12 protein-coding genes are annotated in these 16,659 nt (G+C 63.5%); 8 read left to right on the top strand and 4 right to left on the bottom strand.

The annotated features are described in order from the left end of the window. Positions 1-8 precede the first annotated feature (8 nt). Positions 9-3,677 carry a calcium-binding protein gene (locus DNK34_RS11015; RefSeq protein ID WP_131175231.1) on the top strand — a complete coding sequence of 1,223 codons (3,669 nt, stop codon included), beginning with the start codon at positions 9-11 and terminating at the stop codon, positions 3,675-3,677. Positions 3,678-3,754: 77 nt separating this feature from the next. On the opposite strand, the gene DNK34_RS11010 is transcribed toward DNK34_RS11015, so the two are convergent. Next, entirely contained in the window at positions 3,755-4,225 is a 471-nt protein-coding gene (locus tag DNK34_RS11010) for a TIGR02444 family protein (protein WP_131175230.1), read from the bottom strand. 50 nt (positions 4,226-4,275) lie between these two features. On the opposite strand from DNK34_RS11010, the gene DNK34_RS11005 reads away from it, so the two are divergent. The 4 genes from DNK34_RS11005 (at position 4,276) to DNK34_RS10990 (ending at position 7,976) form a co-directional block, all read left to right on the top strand. Further along, a complete protein-coding gene (locus tag DNK34_RS11005; RefSeq protein WP_131175229.1) occupies positions 4,276-6,189 on the top strand; it encodes an ATP-binding cassette domain-containing protein in 1,914 nt (637 codons plus the stop codon). 8 nt (positions 6,190-6,197) lie between these two features. Next, a complete protein-coding gene (locus DNK34_RS11000) occupies positions 6,198-6,776 on the top strand; it encodes a mechanosensitive ion channel domain-containing protein (protein ID WP_131175228.1) in 579 nt (192 codons plus the stop codon). A 113-nt stretch (positions 6,777-6,889) separates the two neighbouring features. Continuing rightward, positions 6,890-7,522, top strand: coding sequence for a LysE family transporter (locus DNK34_RS10995; RefSeq protein ID WP_131173399.1), 633 nt, complete (start codon positions 6,890-6,892; stop codon positions 7,520-7,522). A gap of 1 nt (position 7,523) precedes the next feature. After that, the gene (locus tag DNK34_RS10990) at positions 7,524-7,976 is read left to right on the top strand and encodes a YaiI/YqxD family protein (RefSeq protein ID WP_131173398.1); all 453 of its coding nucleotides are present in this window, start codon (positions 7,524-7,526) and stop codon (positions 7,974-7,976) included. Between the two features lie 107 nt (positions 7,977-8,083). Here the strand turns inward: DNK34_RS10990 and elbB are convergent, their stop codons facing one another. Beyond that, a complete protein-coding gene (gene elbB / locus DNK34_RS10985) occupies positions 8,084-8,743 on the bottom strand; it encodes an isoprenoid biosynthesis glyoxalase ElbB (protein ID WP_131173397.1) in 660 nt (219 codons plus the stop codon). A 255-nt stretch (positions 8,744-8,998) separates the two neighbouring features. Next, a complete protein-coding gene (locus DNK34_RS10980) occupies positions 8,999-9,544 on the bottom strand; it encodes a DedA family protein (protein WP_131173396.1) in 546 nt (181 codons plus the stop codon). Between the two features lie 414 nt (positions 9,545-9,958). On the opposite strand from DNK34_RS10980, the gene hemB reads away from it, so the two are divergent. Both hemB and ppk1 read left to right on the top strand, forming a co-directional pair. Continuing rightward, complete coding sequence (gene hemB, locus DNK34_RS10975; protein WP_131173395.1) at positions 9,959-10,975, top strand: porphobilinogen synthase; 1,017 nt, start codon at positions 9,959-9,961, stop codon at positions 10,973-10,975. An 18-nt stretch (positions 10,976-10,993) separates the two neighbouring features. Beyond that, positions 10,994-13,198 carry a polyphosphate kinase 1 gene (ppk1, locus tag DNK34_RS10970; RefSeq protein ID WP_131173394.1) on the top strand — a complete coding sequence of 735 codons (2,205 nt, stop codon included), beginning with the start codon at positions 10,994-10,996 and terminating at the stop codon, positions 13,196-13,198. A gap of 359 nt (positions 13,199-13,557) precedes the next feature. Here the strand turns inward: ppk1 and DNK34_RS10965 are convergent, their stop codons facing one another. Beyond that, positions 13,558-15,360: an acyl-CoA dehydrogenase gene (locus DNK34_RS10965; protein ID WP_131173393.1), complete on the bottom strand. Its 1,803-nt coding sequence runs from the start codon at positions 15,358-15,360 to the stop codon at positions 13,558-13,560. A 177-nt stretch (positions 15,361-15,537) separates the two neighbouring features. Here DNK34_RS10965 and DNK34_RS10960 point away from each other — a divergent pair, with 177 nt between their 5' ends. Then, positions 15,538-16,380 carry a 23S rRNA (adenine(2030)-N(6))-methyltransferase RlmJ gene (locus tag DNK34_RS10960; protein WP_131173392.1) on the top strand — a complete coding sequence of 281 codons (843 nt, stop codon included), beginning with the start codon at positions 15,538-15,540 and terminating at the stop codon, positions 16,378-16,380. Positions 16,381-16,659 lie beyond the last annotated feature (279 nt).

Here is a 16,659-nt window from a genome sequence, read left to right as displayed (position 1 = left end):
TCGATTAGATGAGTCTGACAAGTGAAGTGGCTGCCAAGCTTCTGCATGTTTTTGAACTGCAAGATACTGTTGATTCAACATATAGTGCTTTGGATAAATATTATTCAAATCCCACGCCTGAAAATCTTGGAGAAGTCTTCGGGTTTGTTGGCACGCAGGCTCTTGGTCAATTGGCTGGTAAGGGCTTGGATAAATTACTTCCAACGAATGGGCAGAAATTCTTATGGGATGCTGCGAAAGGTCAGCTTGATAACCCAGTGGGGTATGAGGATCACCGAAAAGATTTAGAGCGGAAAAAGCTGGCGATAGGTTTTGCTGTTGGCCTAATTCTAGATAACCTTCTGGGTGAAGCTAACGACTCATTGCGTGAATCAGAAGTTGCTCAGGAGTTTTTTGATGCAGTTTTCCCATACTATGAAAAGAGTGTCGATCTGCTGGCGGATCTCCTAAGTTGGTGGGATCCGCTCGGCATCAACGCCGATGTGAATACTGATTTCCTCGGCGCCCTTAACTTCGTCCAACGCTACGACCCCCTGGCTCTTGACCTGGACGGCGATGGTATCGAAACCGTTTCCGCCAATACGGGCATCACCTTCGACTTCGATGGCGATGGTCTGAAAACCGGTACCGGTTGGGTCAAGGGCGACGATGGTTTTCTGGTACTGGATCGCAATGGCAATGGCACCATCGACAATGGCAGCGAGTTGTTCGGTGTCGATACCGTCAAGAGCAATGGCCAGAAAGCCACCGATGGTTTCGATGCCTTGCGCGATCTGGACAGCAATGGCGATGGAATCTTCGATGCTGCCGATGCGGCTTTTACCGAAGTGCGTGTCTGGCAGGATCTCAATCAGGACGGTGTGGCCCAGGCCAATGAACTGAAAAGCCTGACCGAGCATGACATAACGGCCATCAACCTTGGCTCTACCGCGGCCAACCAGACGTCCAACGGCAACCTGATCAGCGCGGTGGGCAGTTTCGTACGCGCCGATGGCAGCGAAGGGGCGGTCAACGGCAACCAGAGCCTGGCGGCCAACCTCGATCTGGCCAGCAATCCCTTCTATCGCGAATACACCGATAGCATCGTTCTGGATTCCGGCGTCGCCGATCTGCCCGACATGAAGGGCTCGGGTGCCGTGCGTGACTTGCGTGAGGCGGCCATGCTGGATTCCGGCCTGCAGGCCCTGCTGACGCAATATACCCAGGCACAGACACGCGAACAGCAATTGGCCCTGGTGGATGGGCTGCTTCGTGAATGGGCAAGTAGCAGCGGTTACCGTACTTTCGAGGAACGAATCGGTGACATCGATTACGGTATTGCCTCTGTCGAGTTCGCCTACTCGTGGGAGATAGGGTTACCGGCCTTGTCAGGAAATGGTGGTACATCGGGCGGTATTTCGGAGTGGGATGCCGGTACGAGTGGACCTACAGCTGCACAGTTGGAGAAAAAAGCGCTTTTAGAAAAGGTCAAGTTGCTCGAGGTTTTCAATGCTCAGAACTTCTTCAATTTCTCCACGGAGAAGAGGGAGCTGAGTGGTGGAGAAATCGCGACCGATATCAAGTTGATGTCTGGCGTCAACAGCACAGTCAAACGGGCTTCAAATAGTTCCGGTAGTGGGATTGCTACGCAGATTTTCCTGACTGAAGAGGATCTGGTTATCAATGCAGGGCAAGCGGTATTACTGAATCAGGCATACGATGCATTGGTTCTTTCCGTTTACGATGGCTTGCTCCTGCAAACCCGTTTGAAGCCTTACGCTGATTCCATTCAACTGGCGTTGAACGAAAATGGCCTGTCTTTCGATTTTTCGGCCACCCTTATGCTTTTCGAAAGCACGGTCGAGGCCTCAAGGCAAAAGGGGCTTGTTGATCTGTTGGAATTTCTGGGCTCACAAATCGGGCGTATGCAGCCTGAGCCCTTTACCAATCTAGCTCAAAGCCTGGTGACCAGTTTGTCGGCATCTGAGCTGAGTGAGTTTCAGGCTGTTTTCCCGGCGTTAAAAGTTGGACAGGTTGTTAATGATCGTTTGACCGCTAATGCCACAGGCAGCTATTTGTTCGGCTTGGACGGAGCCGACACACTGTCCGGTAATGGCGGTAATGACGTTCTGGTCGGTGGTACTGGCAACGATTACCTCTACGGCGGCAATGGCAACGATCTGCTATTGGGTGGTGAGGGGAATGACATCCTCTCCGGTGGCAATGGCAACGATATCCTGGAAGGCGGTAGTGGCAACGACCACCTCTCCGGCGATGCCGGCTCGGACATCTACCGTTTCAGCCGGGGTTGGGGCCAGGATACGATCAGCAACTACGACGCCGGCACGGATAAAACCGATGCCATCGAGTTTGCGGCGGATATTGCACCGGACGATATCGTCATTACCCGTTCCGGTACCAACCTGATCCTGGGCCTGCAGGACAGCAGCGACAGGGTCACGGTCAGTGGCTACTTCAACGCCGATGGCACCAGTGCCTACCGGCTGGAGGAAATCCGCTTCGCCGATGGCACCACCTGGAGCATCGAGCAGGTCAAGGCCGTGGCGCTGCAAGGAGCCGCCGGCAACGATACCCTCATAGGCTATGCAACGGATGACAGCCTCAGTGGTGGTGCGGGCAACGACTATCTTTATGGTCAGAACGGCGACGATACCCTCGATGGTGGTGACGGTAACGACACCCTCTACGGTGAAAATGGCAACGATCTGCTGTTGGGTGGTGAGGGGAATGACATCCTCTCCGGTGGCAATGGCAACGATATCCTGGAAGGCGGTAGTGGCAACGACCACCTCTCCGGCGATGCCGGCTCGGACATCTACCGTTTCAGCCGGGGTTGGGGCCAGGATACGATCAGCAACTACGACGCCGGCACGGATAAAACCGATGCCATCGAGTTTGCGGCGGATATTGCACCGGACGATATCGTCATTACCCGTTCCGGTACCAACCTGATCCTGGGCCTGCAGGACAGCAGCGACAGGGTCACGGTCAGTGGCTACTTCAACGCCGATGGCACCAGTGCCTACCGGCTGGAGGAAATCCGCTTCGCCGATGGCACCACCTGGAGCATCGAGCAGGTCAAGGCCGTGGCGCTGCAAGGAGCCGCCGGCAACGATACCCTCATAGGCTATGCAACGGATGACAGCCTCAGTGGTGGTGCGGGCAACGACTATCTTTATGGTCAGAACGGCGACGATACCCTCGATGGTGGTGACGGTAACGACACCCTCTACGGTGGTGACGGCAATGATTTGCTGCAGGGCGGTGCAGGCAACGACTACCTGTCGGGTGGCGCTGGCAGTGATACCTACCTATTTGGAGTCGGCTCGGGTCAAGACACCTTGGATAACTACGATGTGTCGGCTTCCTCTCTGGATACGCTGCTATTCAATGGAGACGTCTCCGCCGAGCAACTCTGGTTCAGAAAAACCGGCAGCAGTCTGGAGGTCAGCATAATCGGTACGCAGGATAAGGTTACGGTCAGCAATTGGTATTCCAGTGCCAGCTATCAGTTGGATCAATTCCAGACGTCCGATGGGAAAGTGCTGCTCGATAGCCAGGTACAGAACCTGGTCGACGCCATGGCCGCCTTCGGCGCGCCGGCAGGTGGGGAGTCGAGCCTGACGCCCAACCAGCGTGCGCAACTGGATGTGGTGATCGCCGCCAACTGGCAATAGACAGGGTTGCGGTTGAAGCGAAGAGGCCCATCACGTGATGGGCCTCTTCGCTTTTCTGCGTAGGGAACACCTATACGCTAGGTAGCCATTTCCAGGCAGGCGCCATGCAGCCTGTCGCGAGCTTCCCGTTCCGGCGCCGAAGCGCCGGGGACCAAGGCGTCCAGCCAGTCCCGCTGCCTGTTGCCCGGGTACGCTGCCCAACTGCTGGCCAGCACCTCCAGGCGCTGCAGTTGCATGCGTTCGGCCTCCAGCTCCAGGCGCTTGAGTTGTTCGCGCAGTTGCGCCAGCTCCTTATCCTGCTGTGCGGCGGCACGCCAGCTCTGGCGCAGTTGCCTGAGCGGTTCGACCACATCCTCTTGCCAGGGCGCCGCGATCTGTCGCAACTGCGCACAGTGTTCGGCGTTGCAGGGCGTGCCGCGCCGATCCAGCCACAGTCCGGTAAGCAGCAGGCACACGTCCGCGCCACGGCTCTGCAGGTACAGGCCGGCCGCTTCCACACCGGGGCGGGCGTAGAGCCGAGTGGCGAAATCCCACAGATCAGCGGCCATGGCATGCTCCAAGTATGCGGCGGGGGACTCTGGTAGAATCCGCCGCCATTATGATCCGACTTCAGAACCTCACTTTACAGCGTGGCCCTCAGCGTCTGCTAGAAAACGCCGAGCTGACCCTGCACGCCGGTCACAAAGCCGGCCTGATCGGCGCCAATGGCGCCGGCAAGTCCAGCCTGTTCGCCCTGTTGCGTGGCGAGCTGACCCCGGATTCGGGCGATTGCCTGCTGCCGGGCGACTGGCGCATCGCCCATATGCGCCAGGAGGTCGATAACCTCGAACGTCTGGCCGTGGACTACGTGCTCGACGGCGATCACAACCTGCGCCGCGTGCAGGCCGAGCTGGCTGCCGCCGAGCAGAGCCACGACGGCGCCGCCATCGCCCGCCTGCACAGCGAGCTGGACAGCGCCGACGGCTATACCGCCGATGCGCGGGCGCGCAAGCTGCTGGCCGGGCTGGGTTTCGACAATGCGCAGATGGACCGCCGCGTCGGCGACTTCTCCGGCGGCTGGCGCATGCGCCTGAACCTGGCCCAGGCGCTGATGTGCCCGTCCGACCTGTTGCTGCTCGACGAGCCGACCAACCACCTGGATCTGGATGCCATCCTCTGGCTCGAAGGCTGGTTGCAGAGCTACCCGGGCACCTTGCTGCTGATTTCCCACGACCGCGACTTCCTCGACGCGGTGGTCGACCATGTCGCCCACGTCGAGCAGCGCAAGCTGACCCTCTATCGCGGCGGCTACAGCGCCTTCGAGCGCACCCGCGCCGAGCGCCTGGCGCAGCAGCAACAGGCCTACGAGAAGCAGCAGGCGCAGCGTGCGCACATGGAGAAGTACATCGCCCGCTTCAAGGCCCAGGCGACCAAGGCCCGCCAGGCGCAGAGCCGGATCAAGGCGCTGGAGCGCATGGAGGAGCTGTCCGCCGCCCATGTCGACTCGCCCTTCGATTTCGTCTTCCGCGAAGCCGAGAAGATTTCCACGCCGCTGCTCAGCCTCAGCGAGGGGCGCCTGGGCTACGGCGACAAGGCCGTGCTGCAGCAGGTCAAGCTGAGCCTGGTTCCCGGTGCCCGCCTGGGCCTGTTGGGGCCGAACGGCGCCGGCAAGTCGACCCTGATCAAGAACCTCTCCGGCGAGCTGCAGCCCCTGGGCGGCAGCCTGACGCGCGGCGAGAACCTGGTGATCGGCTATTTCGCTCAGCACCAGCTCGACGCCCTCGACGACAAGGCCAGCCCGTTGCTGCATCTGCAGCGCCAGGCGCCCAGCGAGCGTGAGCAGACCCTGCGCGATTTCCTCGGCGGCTTCGACTTCCGCGGCCCGCGTTGCGACGAGCCGGTGCTGAACTTCTCCGGGGGCGAGAAGGCGCGCCTGGCCCTGGCCTTGATCGCCTGGGGCAAGCCCAACCTGTTGCTGCTCGACGAACCGACCAACCACCTCGATCTGGAAATGCGCCTGGCCCTGACCATGGCGCTGCAGGAATTCGCCGGTGCCGTGGTGGTGGTGTCGCACGACCGTCACCTGCTCAAGAGCACCACCGACGAGTTCCTGCTGGTCGCCGAGGGGCGTGTGCAGCCCTTCGATGGCGACCTCGACGATTACGCCCGCTGGCTGATCGACTATCGCCAGCGCCAGGCACCGCCCAGTGCCCCGCTGGACGGCGCCGCGGACAAGACCGACAAGCGTGGCCAGCGCCAGGCCGCCGCGGCCCTGCGTCAGCAACTGGCGCCGCACAAGCGCGCGGCCGATGCCCTGGAAAAGGAACTGGGCCAGGTGCAGGGCAAGCTCGCCGTGCTCGAAGCGCGTCTGGGCGACAGCGCCCTGTACGAGGCCGCGCGCAAGGATGAGCTGCGCCAGGCGCTGGCCGAGCAGGCGCAGCTCAAGGGCCGCGAAGCCGAGCTGGAAGAAGGCTGGCTCGAGGCATTGGAGACGCTGGAAGCGTTGCAACGGGAACTGGAGGCTGTGGGGTGAATCCGGACATGATCGATTGGGCCTGGCTGGTCGCCTGGAGCCAGCCCTTGATGCGTATCGGCCAGGTGGTGCTGATTCTGGTGCTGGCCTGGCTGGCGCAGCGTATCCTCACCCGCGGCATCACCCGCCTGGGCAACCGCTATCCGCAACTGCCGCCGGAATTGCTGATGCCGCTGCGCGGGCTGACCCGCTGGCTGATCCTCGGCAGCGCCTTCATGCTGGTGCTCGAACGCCTGGGGGTCTCGGCGCAGGTGCTGTGGACCGCCCTGACCGGTTTCGTCGCCGTGGCGGCCATCGCCTTCTTCGCCATCTGGAGCGTGCTGTCGAACCTGTTCTGCGCGCTGCTGATCTTCGCTTTGGGGCCGTTCCGTATCGGCGATTGCGTCGAGGTGCTGGAAAGTGCCGACAAGCCGGGCGTGCGCGGCCGTGTGCTGGCGATCAACCTGTTCTACACCACCCTGGAAGACCTGACCGGCGATGCGCCGGGCACCTGGGTGCAGATCCCCAACAGCCTGTTCTTCCAGAAGGCCGTGCGCCGCTGGCGCAACGGCGACATTCCCGCGGCGCGCAGGCAGCAGGATGGCTGAAAGCTACAAGCTACAAGCTAGAGCGAAGATAGGGCTTGACGAGAGCTTGAGGGGCCTCGCCACACTATTGAGGCTTGAGGCTTGTTACCCAACCATCACATGAGGTCGCCGTCATGGCACTGGAAACCTGGCTTGCCTTTTTCGTCGCCTGTTGGCTGATCAGCCTGTCGCCGGGGGCCGGCGCCATCGCCTCGATGTCGGCCGGGCTGCAGTACGGCTTTCTGCGTGGCTACTGGAATGCACTGGGCCTGCAGATCGGTCTGGCCCTGCAGATCGCCATCGTCGCCGCCGGTGTGGGTGCGATTCTGGCGACGTCGGCGCTGGCCTTCAGCCTGATCAAGTGGTTCGGTGTGCTGTACCTGCTCTATCTGGGCTATCGCCAATGGCGCGCATTGCCGGGCGACCTGGGCGCGGAGGCCGCCGAGCGGCCCATCGGTCGGCCGCTGAGCCTGGTGCTGCGCGGTTTCCTGGTCAACTTCAGCAACCCCAAGGCCATCGTCTTCATGCTCGCGGTGCTGCCGCAGTTCATCAATCCCCACGTGCCGCTGGTCGAGCAGTACCTGACCATGGGCGTGACCATGATCATCGTCGACCTGATCGTCATGGCCGGCTACACCGGGCTGGCTTCGCGCGTCCTGCGCCTGCTGCGCACGCCACGCCAGCAGCGGCTGATGAACCGTGGTTTTGCCGTGCTCTTCGTCGCTGCCGCGAGCTTGCTGGCCACGATACGTCGCGCCCCGGTCTGAGATGCGTGTCTGGATAGATGCCGATGCCTGCCCGCGGGCGGCGCGGGATCAGGTGGTCAGGTTCGCCCTCAAGCGCGCTTTCGAGGTGGTCATGGTCGCCGGCCAGGCGCAGAGCAAGCCGGCTTTCGCCTGTGTGCGGCTGATCGTGGTGCCCAGCGGGCCGGATGCCGCCGACGATTATCTGGTGGAGCACGCGGTACCGGGCGAACTGGTGATCTGCAGCGACGTGCCGCTGGCCGCCCGTCTGGTGACGAAGGGCGTGGCGGTGCTGGACCCGCGTGGCCGGGAGTTCGACGAGCGCAACATGGGCGAACGCCTGGCGGTGCGCAACCTGTTCACCGACCTGCGCGAGCAGGGGCAGGTCGGTGGCGGTCAGGCCGCCTACGGCGACAAGGATCGACAGGCGTTCGCCAATGCCCTGGATCGCCTGCTGGCGCGCCTTTCGCGCACCTGAGCATTGCCCAGCCTATCGGGTAGCCTGGGTGGAGCAGAGCGATACCCAGGGGCCTTTCCCCGGGTATCGCTGCGTTCAACCACGGGCTACGAAAGCGGCGATCATCGTCACACGTGGCTCAGTTCGAGTACCCGGTCGACCAGTTTGTTGATGCCCGACGCCGCTTCGCTGATGGAGTTGGCGAGCATGTAGGCGGGGGTGGTCACCAGCTTGCGCTGGGTGTCCTCGACGATATCGGCGACTTCGCACTCGACATGCTCGGCGCCCATGCTGGTCAGTGCCTGGGCCGTGTCGGCATCGTGGCCGATGGTGCAGATCACGCCGGCGCCGAAGATGCGCGCGGCCATGGCCGGAGCGATGCAGATCAGGCCGATGGGCTTGGCGGCGCTGACGAACGACTGGGCCGCGGCGAGCACATCGGCCTGCACCGTGCAGTCGGCGCCTTTGCTGGCGAAGTCGGAGAGGTTCTTCGCGGCGCCGAAACCGCCGGGGACGATCAGCGCGTCGAAGTCGGCGGCACGCAGCTCGCGGACATCCTTGATGTTGCCCCGGGCGATGCGCGCCGATTCCACCAGGACGTTGCGCGGCGGCTGCATTTCTTCGCCGCTGAGGTGGTTCAGCACATGGGCCTGATCGATGTTCGGCGCGAAGCACTGTACCTCGGCGCCACGCTGGTCGAGACGCAGCAGGGTGATCACGCTCTCATGGATTTCCGCGCCGTCATAGACGCCGCAACCGGAAAGAATCACTGCGACTTTCTTGTTCATCAATCACTCCTGATTACAGCACTGAGCCGCCTGCGGGCGCGCTGGCACCGCTCGGCTCGTTAAGGTGGGCAGGTCGTCGAAATGGCATGCTCGATGGGCACTTATGCTGCGTCCTTGAGCGTTGGACTGAACCCTCGGGCAATCGTTGCAGGGTTTTAAGCGAGTAACGCCTTTGTCGTCAAATGCCCCATGTCCTGTCACGCCGCGTCGCCAGGCGGGCAGTGCCGCCCCGGCATTCGCCGTGCCGTGGCTGCCTCACGGGCGCCGACGACGGTACAGCCAGATAGCGAGCGCCAGGGCGAGCAGGCCGGCGAACAGGTAGAGCTGCACCTGATGCAGCTCGTCGAGCAGGCCCTCCAGCGCCCTGCCGAGTTTGTAGGCCAGGGTGCCGAGGAGAATGGCCCAGATCCCGGTGCCGACGGCGTCGAGCAGCATATAGCGGCGGCGCGGATAGCCGGATAGACCGATGGCCAGCGGCATCACCGTGCGCATGCCGTAGAAGAAGCGAAAGCCCAGCACCCACAGATCCGGATGGCGGCGCAGGTATACCAGGGCCTTTTCGCTCAGCGCCTGCCACTGCGGCCGGTGTTCGAGGATGCGGCGGCCATGACGACGCCCCAGGTGATACCACAGTTGATCGGCGGCGTAGGTGCCGCAGAAGGCGAAGAAAATCACCCATTCGATGGTCAGGAAACCGCGCAGGGCCAGGTATGCCGCCAGCAGCAGCGACATCTCGCCTTCGAGAAAGGTGCCCAGCACCAGCGCCGGGTAACCGAAATGCTGCAGCAGATTTTCCAGCATGCAAGGGAGACCGTAGAGGAAAGGATGCAAGGCTACAGCCGTTCGACCACGGAAAACAGCAAAAGACCGGGCGGGTTGAAGCTGGAAGTCGAAAAAAGCTCCAGCCTCCAGCCGGGTAGCCCGGGTCGAGCGGAGCGACACCCGGGGAGGTTGCACCTGGGTATCGCTGCGCTCAACCCAGGCTACGGGGTAGAAGCCGATAAAGGCGCTAAAGGCTGAAGGCTGGACGAAAAAGCTTGACGGTGGCGAGGCCGACCACAACGCTGTCCAGCGTCCAGCTTTTAACCCGATTTTTATGTGCCTTTATGGCTGTGACGCGCCGTCGCAGTATTCATTATCGTCGTCATCATTTGGTCATAATGGCGGCTTATAACTGTCACGCTTCGCCCGTTCGTCCGGGCCCAGGAGTCCGCCGTGAGCTTTACCCCTGCCAATCGCCTGTTCCCCGCCACCCGCCTGCGTCGCAACCGCCGCGACGAGTTTTCCCGGCGTCTGGTGCGTGAGAACGTGCTGACCACCAACGACCTGATCCTGCCGGTGTTCGTCCTCGATGGCGAGAACCAGCGCGAGGCCGTTGCGTCGATGCCTGGCGTGGAGCGCTTGTCGATCGACCTGCTGTTGCAGGAAGCGGAAAAGTGGGTGGCCCTCGGCATTCCGGCCCTGGCCCTGTTCCCGGTGACGCCGGCGCAAAAGAAGACCCTCGATGGCCGCGAGGCCTGGAACCCCGACGGTATCGCCCAGCGCGCCACCCGCGCGCTGCGCGCGCGTTTCCCGGAGCTGGGGGTGATCACCGACGTGGCCCTGGATCCGTTCACCACCCACGGCCAGGACGGCATTCTCGACGAAGAAGGCTACGTACAGAACGACATCACCGTCGACGCCCTGGTCAAGCAGGCGCTGTCCCATGCCGAAGCCGGCGCCCAGGTGGTGGCGCCGTCGGACATGATGGACGGGCGTATTCAGGCGATCCGCGAGGCCCTGGAGCTGGCCGATCACGTCAACGTGCGGATCATGGCCTACTCGGCCAAGTATGCCAGCGCCTACTACGGCCCGTTCCGCGACGCGGTGGGCTCGTCGCTGAACCTGGGCAAGGCCAACAAGGCCTCCTACCAGATGGATCCGGCCAACGGCGACGAGGCGCTGCACGAGGTGGCCGCCGACCTGGCCGAGGGCGCCGATATGGTCATGGTCAAGCCGGGCATGCCGTATCTGGACATCGTGCATCGGGTCAAAAGCGAATTCAGGGTGCCGACCTTTGTCTACCAGGTCAGTGGCGAATACGCCATGCACATGGCGGCCATCCAGAATGGCTGGCTCAGCGAAGCGGTCATCCTCGAATCGCTGACCGCCTTCAAGCGTGCCGGAGCCGATGGCATCCTTACCTATTTCGCCGTGCGTGCGGCAGAACTGTTACAGCAACAGGGACACTAGTCCCGCCAGGACGACCCCATGAATACCGATGGACTCAGCGAGAACGAACAGCTCGACGTACCGGCACCGAGCAGCCTGCCGGTGGCCGAGGTCACTCCGGTGGAAACCGTAGCGGTCGAGCCGGTGGCGCCGCCGCCGGTGGTGCCGGGCCTGGACGACAGCAGCCTGTACATTCATCGCGAACTGTCGCAGCTGCAGTTCAATATCCGCGTGCTGGAGCAGGCGCTGGACGAGTCCTATCCGCTGCTCGAGCGCCTCAAGTTCCTGCTGATCTTCTCCAGCAACCTGGATGAGTTCTTCGAGATCCGTGTCGCCGGGCTGAAGAAGCAGATCAACTTCGCCCGCGAGCAGGCCGGCGCCGATGGCCTGCAGCCGCACCAGGCGCTGGCGCGGATTTCCGAACTGGTGCACGAGCAGGTCGGCCGCCAGTACGCCATCCTCAACGATGTGCTGTTCCCGGCCCTGGCCAAGCACGGCATCAACTTCGTGCGGCGGCGCTACTGGACGACCAAGCTCAAGACCTGGGTACGGCGTTATTTCCGCGACGAGATCGCGCCGATCATCACGCCGATCGGCCTCGACCCGACGCACCCGTTCCCGTTGCTGGTGAACAAGAGCCTGAACTTCATCGTCGAGCTGGAAGGCGTCGATGCCTTCGGCCGCGACTCGGGCCTGGCCATCATCCCGGCACCGCGTCTGTTGCCGCGCATCATCAAGGTGCCGGAGGAGGTCGGCGGGCCGGGCGCCAACTACGTGTTCCTGTCCTCGATGATCCACGCCCATGCCGACGACCTGTTCACCGGCATGAAGGTCAAGGGCTGCTACCAGTTCCGCCTGACCCGTAACGCCGACCTCTCGGTGGACACCGAGGACGTCGAGGATCTGGCCCGCGCCCTGCGCGGCGAGCTGTTCTCGCGCCGCTACGGGGATGCGGTGCGCCTGGAGGTGGTCGACAGCTGCCCGGCCCACCTGACCGATTACCTGCTCAAGCAGTTCGGCCTGGCCGAGAGCGAGCTGTACCAGGTCAACGGGCCGGTCAACCTGACGCGCCTGTTCAGCATCACCGGCCTGGACAGCCACCCGGAGCTGCAGTACACGCCGTTCACCCCGGTGATCCCTAAGCTGCTGCAGAACAGCGAGAACATCTTCAGCGTGGTCAGCAAGCAGGACATCCTCCTGCTGCATCCCTTCGAGTCCTTCACCCCGGTGGTGGACCTGCTGCGTCAGGCGGCCAAGGACCCCCACGTGCTGGCCATCAAGCAGACCCTGTACCGCTCCGGGGCCAACTCGGAGATCGTCGACGCCCTGGTCGAGGCGGCGCGCAACGGCAAGGAGGTCACCGCGGTGATCGAGCTGCGCGCGCGCTTCGACGAAGAGTCCAACCTGCAGCTGGCCAGCCGCCTGCAGGCCGCCGGCGCGGTGGTGATCTACGGGGTGGTGGGGTTCAAGACCCACGCCAAGATGATGCTCATCCTGCGTCGCGAGAGTGGCGAGATCGTCCGTTATGCGCACCTGGGCACCGGCAACTACCACGCCGGCAATGCCCGGCTGTACACTGACTACAGCCTGCTCACCGCCGATGTGGCCCTGGGCGAGGACGTGGCCAGGATGTTCAGCCAACTGATCGGCATGGGCAAGACCCTGCGCATGAAGAAGCTGCTGCACGCGCCCTTCACCCTGAAGAAGACCCTGCTCGACCTGATCGCCAAGGAAACCCAGCTGGCCAGCGAGGGCAAGCCGGCGCACATCATCGCCAAGTTCAACTCGCTGACCGATCCGAAGATCATCCGCGCCTTGTACAAGGCCAGCCAGACCGGCGTGCGCATCGACCTGGTGGTGCGTGGCATGTGCTGCCTGCGTCCGGGGATTCCCGGGGTGTCGCACAACATCCATGTGCGCTCGATCATCGGCCGTTTCCTCGAGCACACCCGGGTGTTCTATTTCCTGCATGGCGGCGAAGAGAAGATCTACCTGTCCAGCGCCGACTGGATGGAGCGCAACCTCGACAAGCGGGTCGAGACCTGTTTCCCGGTCGAGGGCAAGAAGCTGATCCTGCGGGTCAAGAAGGAACTCGAAGCCTATCTGAGCGACAACACCCAGGCCTGGTTGCTGCAGCCCGACGGCCGCTACCTGCGGGTCAGCCCGACCGGTAACCAGAACTCGCGCAGCGCCCAGGCCAGCCTGCTGGAGAAACTCAGCGCGCCGGTGATCATCCCGCGCTGAGTCGTCTCCAACTGGCGGCGGTTACCGTCTCGATCCTTGGCCTGCGTTCACACGCAGGAGCGTCGACCCCGGCGCGATGCGATGGCGGCCATGCTGCAAGAATCGCGGTATGGCCACGATTCGCCGCGGGGGCGCGGCTCCTACGATTCTGCGCGCTTCTTGCTGAATCCCCTGTGGGGTGGGTTAGCGGCACCATGCATCGTTATTGCAGACGCTGCCATATCAGTGCGCCACGTAACCCACCAGGCGATGTTCGTCGTTATGAATAGTTTGGGTTACGGCGCAGGGAGAAGGCCGCGCGCCGGGCTACCTGGAACAGGCGCCGTTCCTCCCGTGTGATCGAAATCCAATCAACCGGATCAAAACCACGCCTGCTCCATCGCCAGACAGGTGTCGTCGCGTTGCTCCAGCAGATCCAGGTCGTGCTGGCAGCCGGGCACTTCGCGCAGCAGGAAATAGCGGGCCGCCTGCAGCTTGCCGCGGTAGAAATCGGCATCTGCCGGGTTGCCGCCAAGCCGGCCCTGCTCGGCGTGGATGGCCTGCTCCAGCCAGCGCCAGCCGATCACCGTATGGCCGAAGACCTTCAGGTACAGCGCCGAGTCGGCCAGGCCCTGGTTGATCCGGCCCTGCATCAGCTCGCCGAGCAGGTCCAGGGTCACCCTGGACAGGCGCGCCAGCAACTGTTCCAGCGGCCGGCGCAGGGCATCCAGTGCGGCGTGCCGGCTGGCGCGCTGGCAGCAATCCTGGATCAGCCTGAGCAGGTGCTTGAGCGCCGCGCCGTCATGCTGCGCCACCTTGCGCCCGAGCAGATCGAGGGACTGGATGCCGTGGGTGCCTTCGTGGATCGGGTTGAGGCGGTTGTCGCGGTAATACTGCTCCACCGGGTACTCGCGGGTGTAGCCATGGCCGCCGAGGACCTGGATCGCCAGCTCGTTGGCCTTGAGGCAGTAGGTCGACGGCCAGGACTTGACCACCGGTGTGAGCAGGTCGAGCAGTCGCAGGGCCTGCTCGCGTTCGCCGGCATCGCCGAGGGTCTGGGTGTCGTCGAACAGCCTGGCGGCATACAGGCCCAGGTCGAAGGCGCCTTCGACATAGGCTTTCTGGGCCAGCAGCATGCGCCTGACGTCGGCGTGGGCGATGATCGGCACCTGGCCGCTCGCCGGGTTCTTGCCATCGGGCAGTCGGCCCTGGGGGCGCTGGCGCGCATAGTCGAGGGAATACAGGTAGCCGGCGTAGCCGAGCATCACCGCGCCCATGCCGACGCCGATGCGCGCTTCGTTCATCATCTGGAACATGTACGACAGCCCGGCATGGGGCTTGCCCACCAGGTAGCCGACACACGCGCCGTTATCGCCGAAATTCAGCGCCGTGGAGGTGGTGCCGCGCCAGCCCATCTTGTGCAACAGACCGGCCAGCAGCACGTCGTTGCGTTGGCCCAGGCTGCCATCGTCGTTGACCAGGAACTTGGGCACGATGAACAGCGAGATGCCCTTCACCCCGGCCGGCGCGTCGGGCAGCCTGGCCAGCACCAGGTGGACGATATTCTCGGTCAGCGGGTGATCGCCGGCGGAGATGAAGATCTTGTTGCCCTTGAGCCGGTAGCTGCCATCGGCGGCCGGCTCGGCGCGGCTGCGGATGTCGGCCAGGGACGAGCCCGCGTGGGCTTCGGTCAAGGCCATGGTGCCGAAGAAGCGACCGTCGAGCATCGGCTGCAGAAAGCGTCGTTTCTGGGTCGCGTCGCCGAAAGCCTCGATCAGGTTGGCCGCGCCCAGGGTCAGCATGGCGTAGGACGCGGTGGCGATGTTGGCCGCCTGGAAGTGGGCGAAACAGGCCTGGGACAGCAGGTGGGGCAACTGCATGCCGCCGGCCTCGAAGTCGCGGGTGGCCGTGAAGAAGCCCGCCTCGATAAAGGCCTGCAGCGCCGGTTTGACCTCCGGGATCAGCGTCGCCGCGCCCTCGACATACTGCGGCTCGTGCTCGTCGTGCTTGCGGTTGTGCGGCGCGAACAGCCTTTCGGCGATGCCGCGCGCGGTGCCCAGCGCGGCATCGAAGGTCTCGCGGCTGTGCTCGGCGAAGCGCTCGCGCCGGGTCAGGGCCTCGGCGTCCAGCACTTCGTAGAGCTCGAAAGCCAGGTTGCGGGCACTGAGCAGGGTCTCGGACATGACGGGTCTCCGATGGGGTGGTGCCAGTCTAGGCAGGCGCCACCCGGGCGCCCAGCATCATCGATTGCCGTGATGGCGGCGCAAAAGCCCTGGGGCGGGAAATCGCGTGGGATACGCAAGACCCGCTGCTCGATATCCGCGCCAAGGCTACAATACGCATCCGTTCAGGAGCCCACGATGAACTACCGTCATGCCTTTCACGCCGGCAATCATGCCGACGTGCTGAAACACCTGGTGCTGTGCCGCCTGTTCGCCCTGCTGGCGCGCAAGGAGGCGCCCTATGCCTACCTCGACAGCCACGCCGGCGTCGGCCTGTACGACCTGACGGGCGATCAGGCCAGCCGTACCGGCGAGTGGCGTGAAGGCATCGGCCGCCTGTGGCAGGCCGGCGACGTGCCCGATCCGTTGCTCGATTACCTGGAAGTGATCCGTGCGATGAATCCCGATGGCGTCCTGCGCCACTACCCGGGCTCGCCCGAGCTGGCGCGCTTGCAGACCCGCGAGCAGGATCGCCTGTACCTGAACGAGAAGCACCCGGAGGATGGCCGCCTGCTCAAGGAGAACATGGCGGGGGATCGTCGTGTCGCCGTGCACCTGGGCGAAGGCTGGCACGTGGCGCGGGCGCTGATGCCGACCCGCGAGAAACGCGCGGTGCTACTGATCGATCCGCCGTTCGAGCAGGCCGACGAACTGGAGCGCTGCGTGACGGCGCTCGATGAGGCCATCGGGCGCATGCGCCAGACCGTGGTGGTGGTCTGGTACCCGATCAAGGACGAGCGGCAGCTCAGGCGTTTCTACCGCGACATGGCCAACAGCGACGCGCCCAAGCTGCTGCGCGTCGAACTGTTCGTGCACCCGACCGACGAGGCGCAGCGGCTCAACGGCTCCGGCCTGCTGATCAGCAACCCGCCCTGGGGCCTCGAGGATGAGCTGCGGCAACTGCTGCCCTGGCTGTCGCAGCGCCTGGCACAGAGCCAGGGCGGTTGGCGGCTTGACTGGCTGATAGACGAAGCAGCCTGAAGCCAGAAACCGAAAAAAGCGCTGGAGGCTGAAGGCTGGACGAGAAAGGCCGGCAGCTGGGTAGCCCGGGTCGAGCGGAGCGACACCCGGGGAGGTTTCACCTGGGTATCGCTGCGCTCAACCCAGGCTACGAGCCAGAGGCCGATAAGAGCGCTGAAGGCTGGACGAAAAAGCTTGACGGTGGCGAGGCCGACCACAACGCTGTCCAGCCTCCAGCCTCCAGCCTCCAGCCTCCAGCCTCCAGCCTCCAGCCTCCAGCCTCCAGCCTCCAGCCTCCAG

The organism is Phytopseudomonas dryadis, from assembly GCF_004327355.1.
GTDB lineage: Bacteria > Pseudomonadota > Gammaproteobacteria > Pseudomonadales > Pseudomonadaceae > Aquipseudomonas > Aquipseudomonas dryadis.
Note: the sequence above shows the minus strand (reverse complement) of the source record. Positions and strands in the feature narration are given on the sequence as shown.

What these genes read in the sequence shown, in the direction of transcription:
- DNK34_RS11015 (WP_131175231.1), top strand. Translation starts at nt 9, where the DNA reads ATGAGTCTGACAAGTGAAGTGGCTGCCAAGCTTCTGCATGTTTTTGAA.
- DNK34_RS11010 (WP_131175230.1), bottom strand. Translation starts at nt 4,225, where the DNA reads ATGGCCGCTGATCTGTGGGATTTCGCCACTCGGCTCTACGCCCGCCCC.
- DNK34_RS11005 (WP_131175229.1), top strand. Translation starts at nt 4,276, where the DNA reads ATGATCCGACTTCAGAACCTCACTTTACAGCGTGGCCCTCAGCGTCTG.
- DNK34_RS11000 (WP_131175228.1), top strand. Translation starts at nt 6,198, where the DNA reads ATGATCGATTGGGCCTGGCTGGTCGCCTGGAGCCAGCCCTTGATGCGT.
- DNK34_RS10995 (WP_131173399.1), top strand. Translation starts at nt 6,890, where the DNA reads ATGGCACTGGAAACCTGGCTTGCCTTTTTCGTCGCCTGTTGGCTGATC.
- DNK34_RS10990 (WP_131173398.1), top strand. Translation starts at nt 7,524, where the DNA reads ATGCGTGTCTGGATAGATGCCGATGCCTGCCCGCGGGCGGCGCGGGAT.
- elbB (WP_131173397.1), bottom strand. Translation starts at nt 8,743, where the DNA reads ATGAACAAGAAAGTCGCAGTGATTCTTTCCGGTTGCGGCGTCTATGAC.
- DNK34_RS10980 (WP_131173396.1), bottom strand. Translation starts at nt 9,544, where the DNA reads ATGCTGGAAAATCTGCTGCAGCATTTCGGTTACCCGGCGCTGGTGCTG.
- ppk1 (WP_131173394.1), top strand. Translation starts at nt 10,994, where the DNA reads ATGAATACCGATGGACTCAGCGAGAACGAACAGCTCGACGTACCGGCA.
- DNK34_RS10965 (WP_131173393.1), bottom strand. Translation starts at nt 15,360, where the DNA reads ATGTCCGAGACCCTGCTCAGTGCCCGCAACCTGGCTTTCGAGCTCTAC.
- DNK34_RS10960 (WP_131173392.1), top strand. Translation starts at nt 15,538, where the DNA reads ATGAACTACCGTCATGCCTTTCACGCCGGCAATCATGCCGACGTGCTG.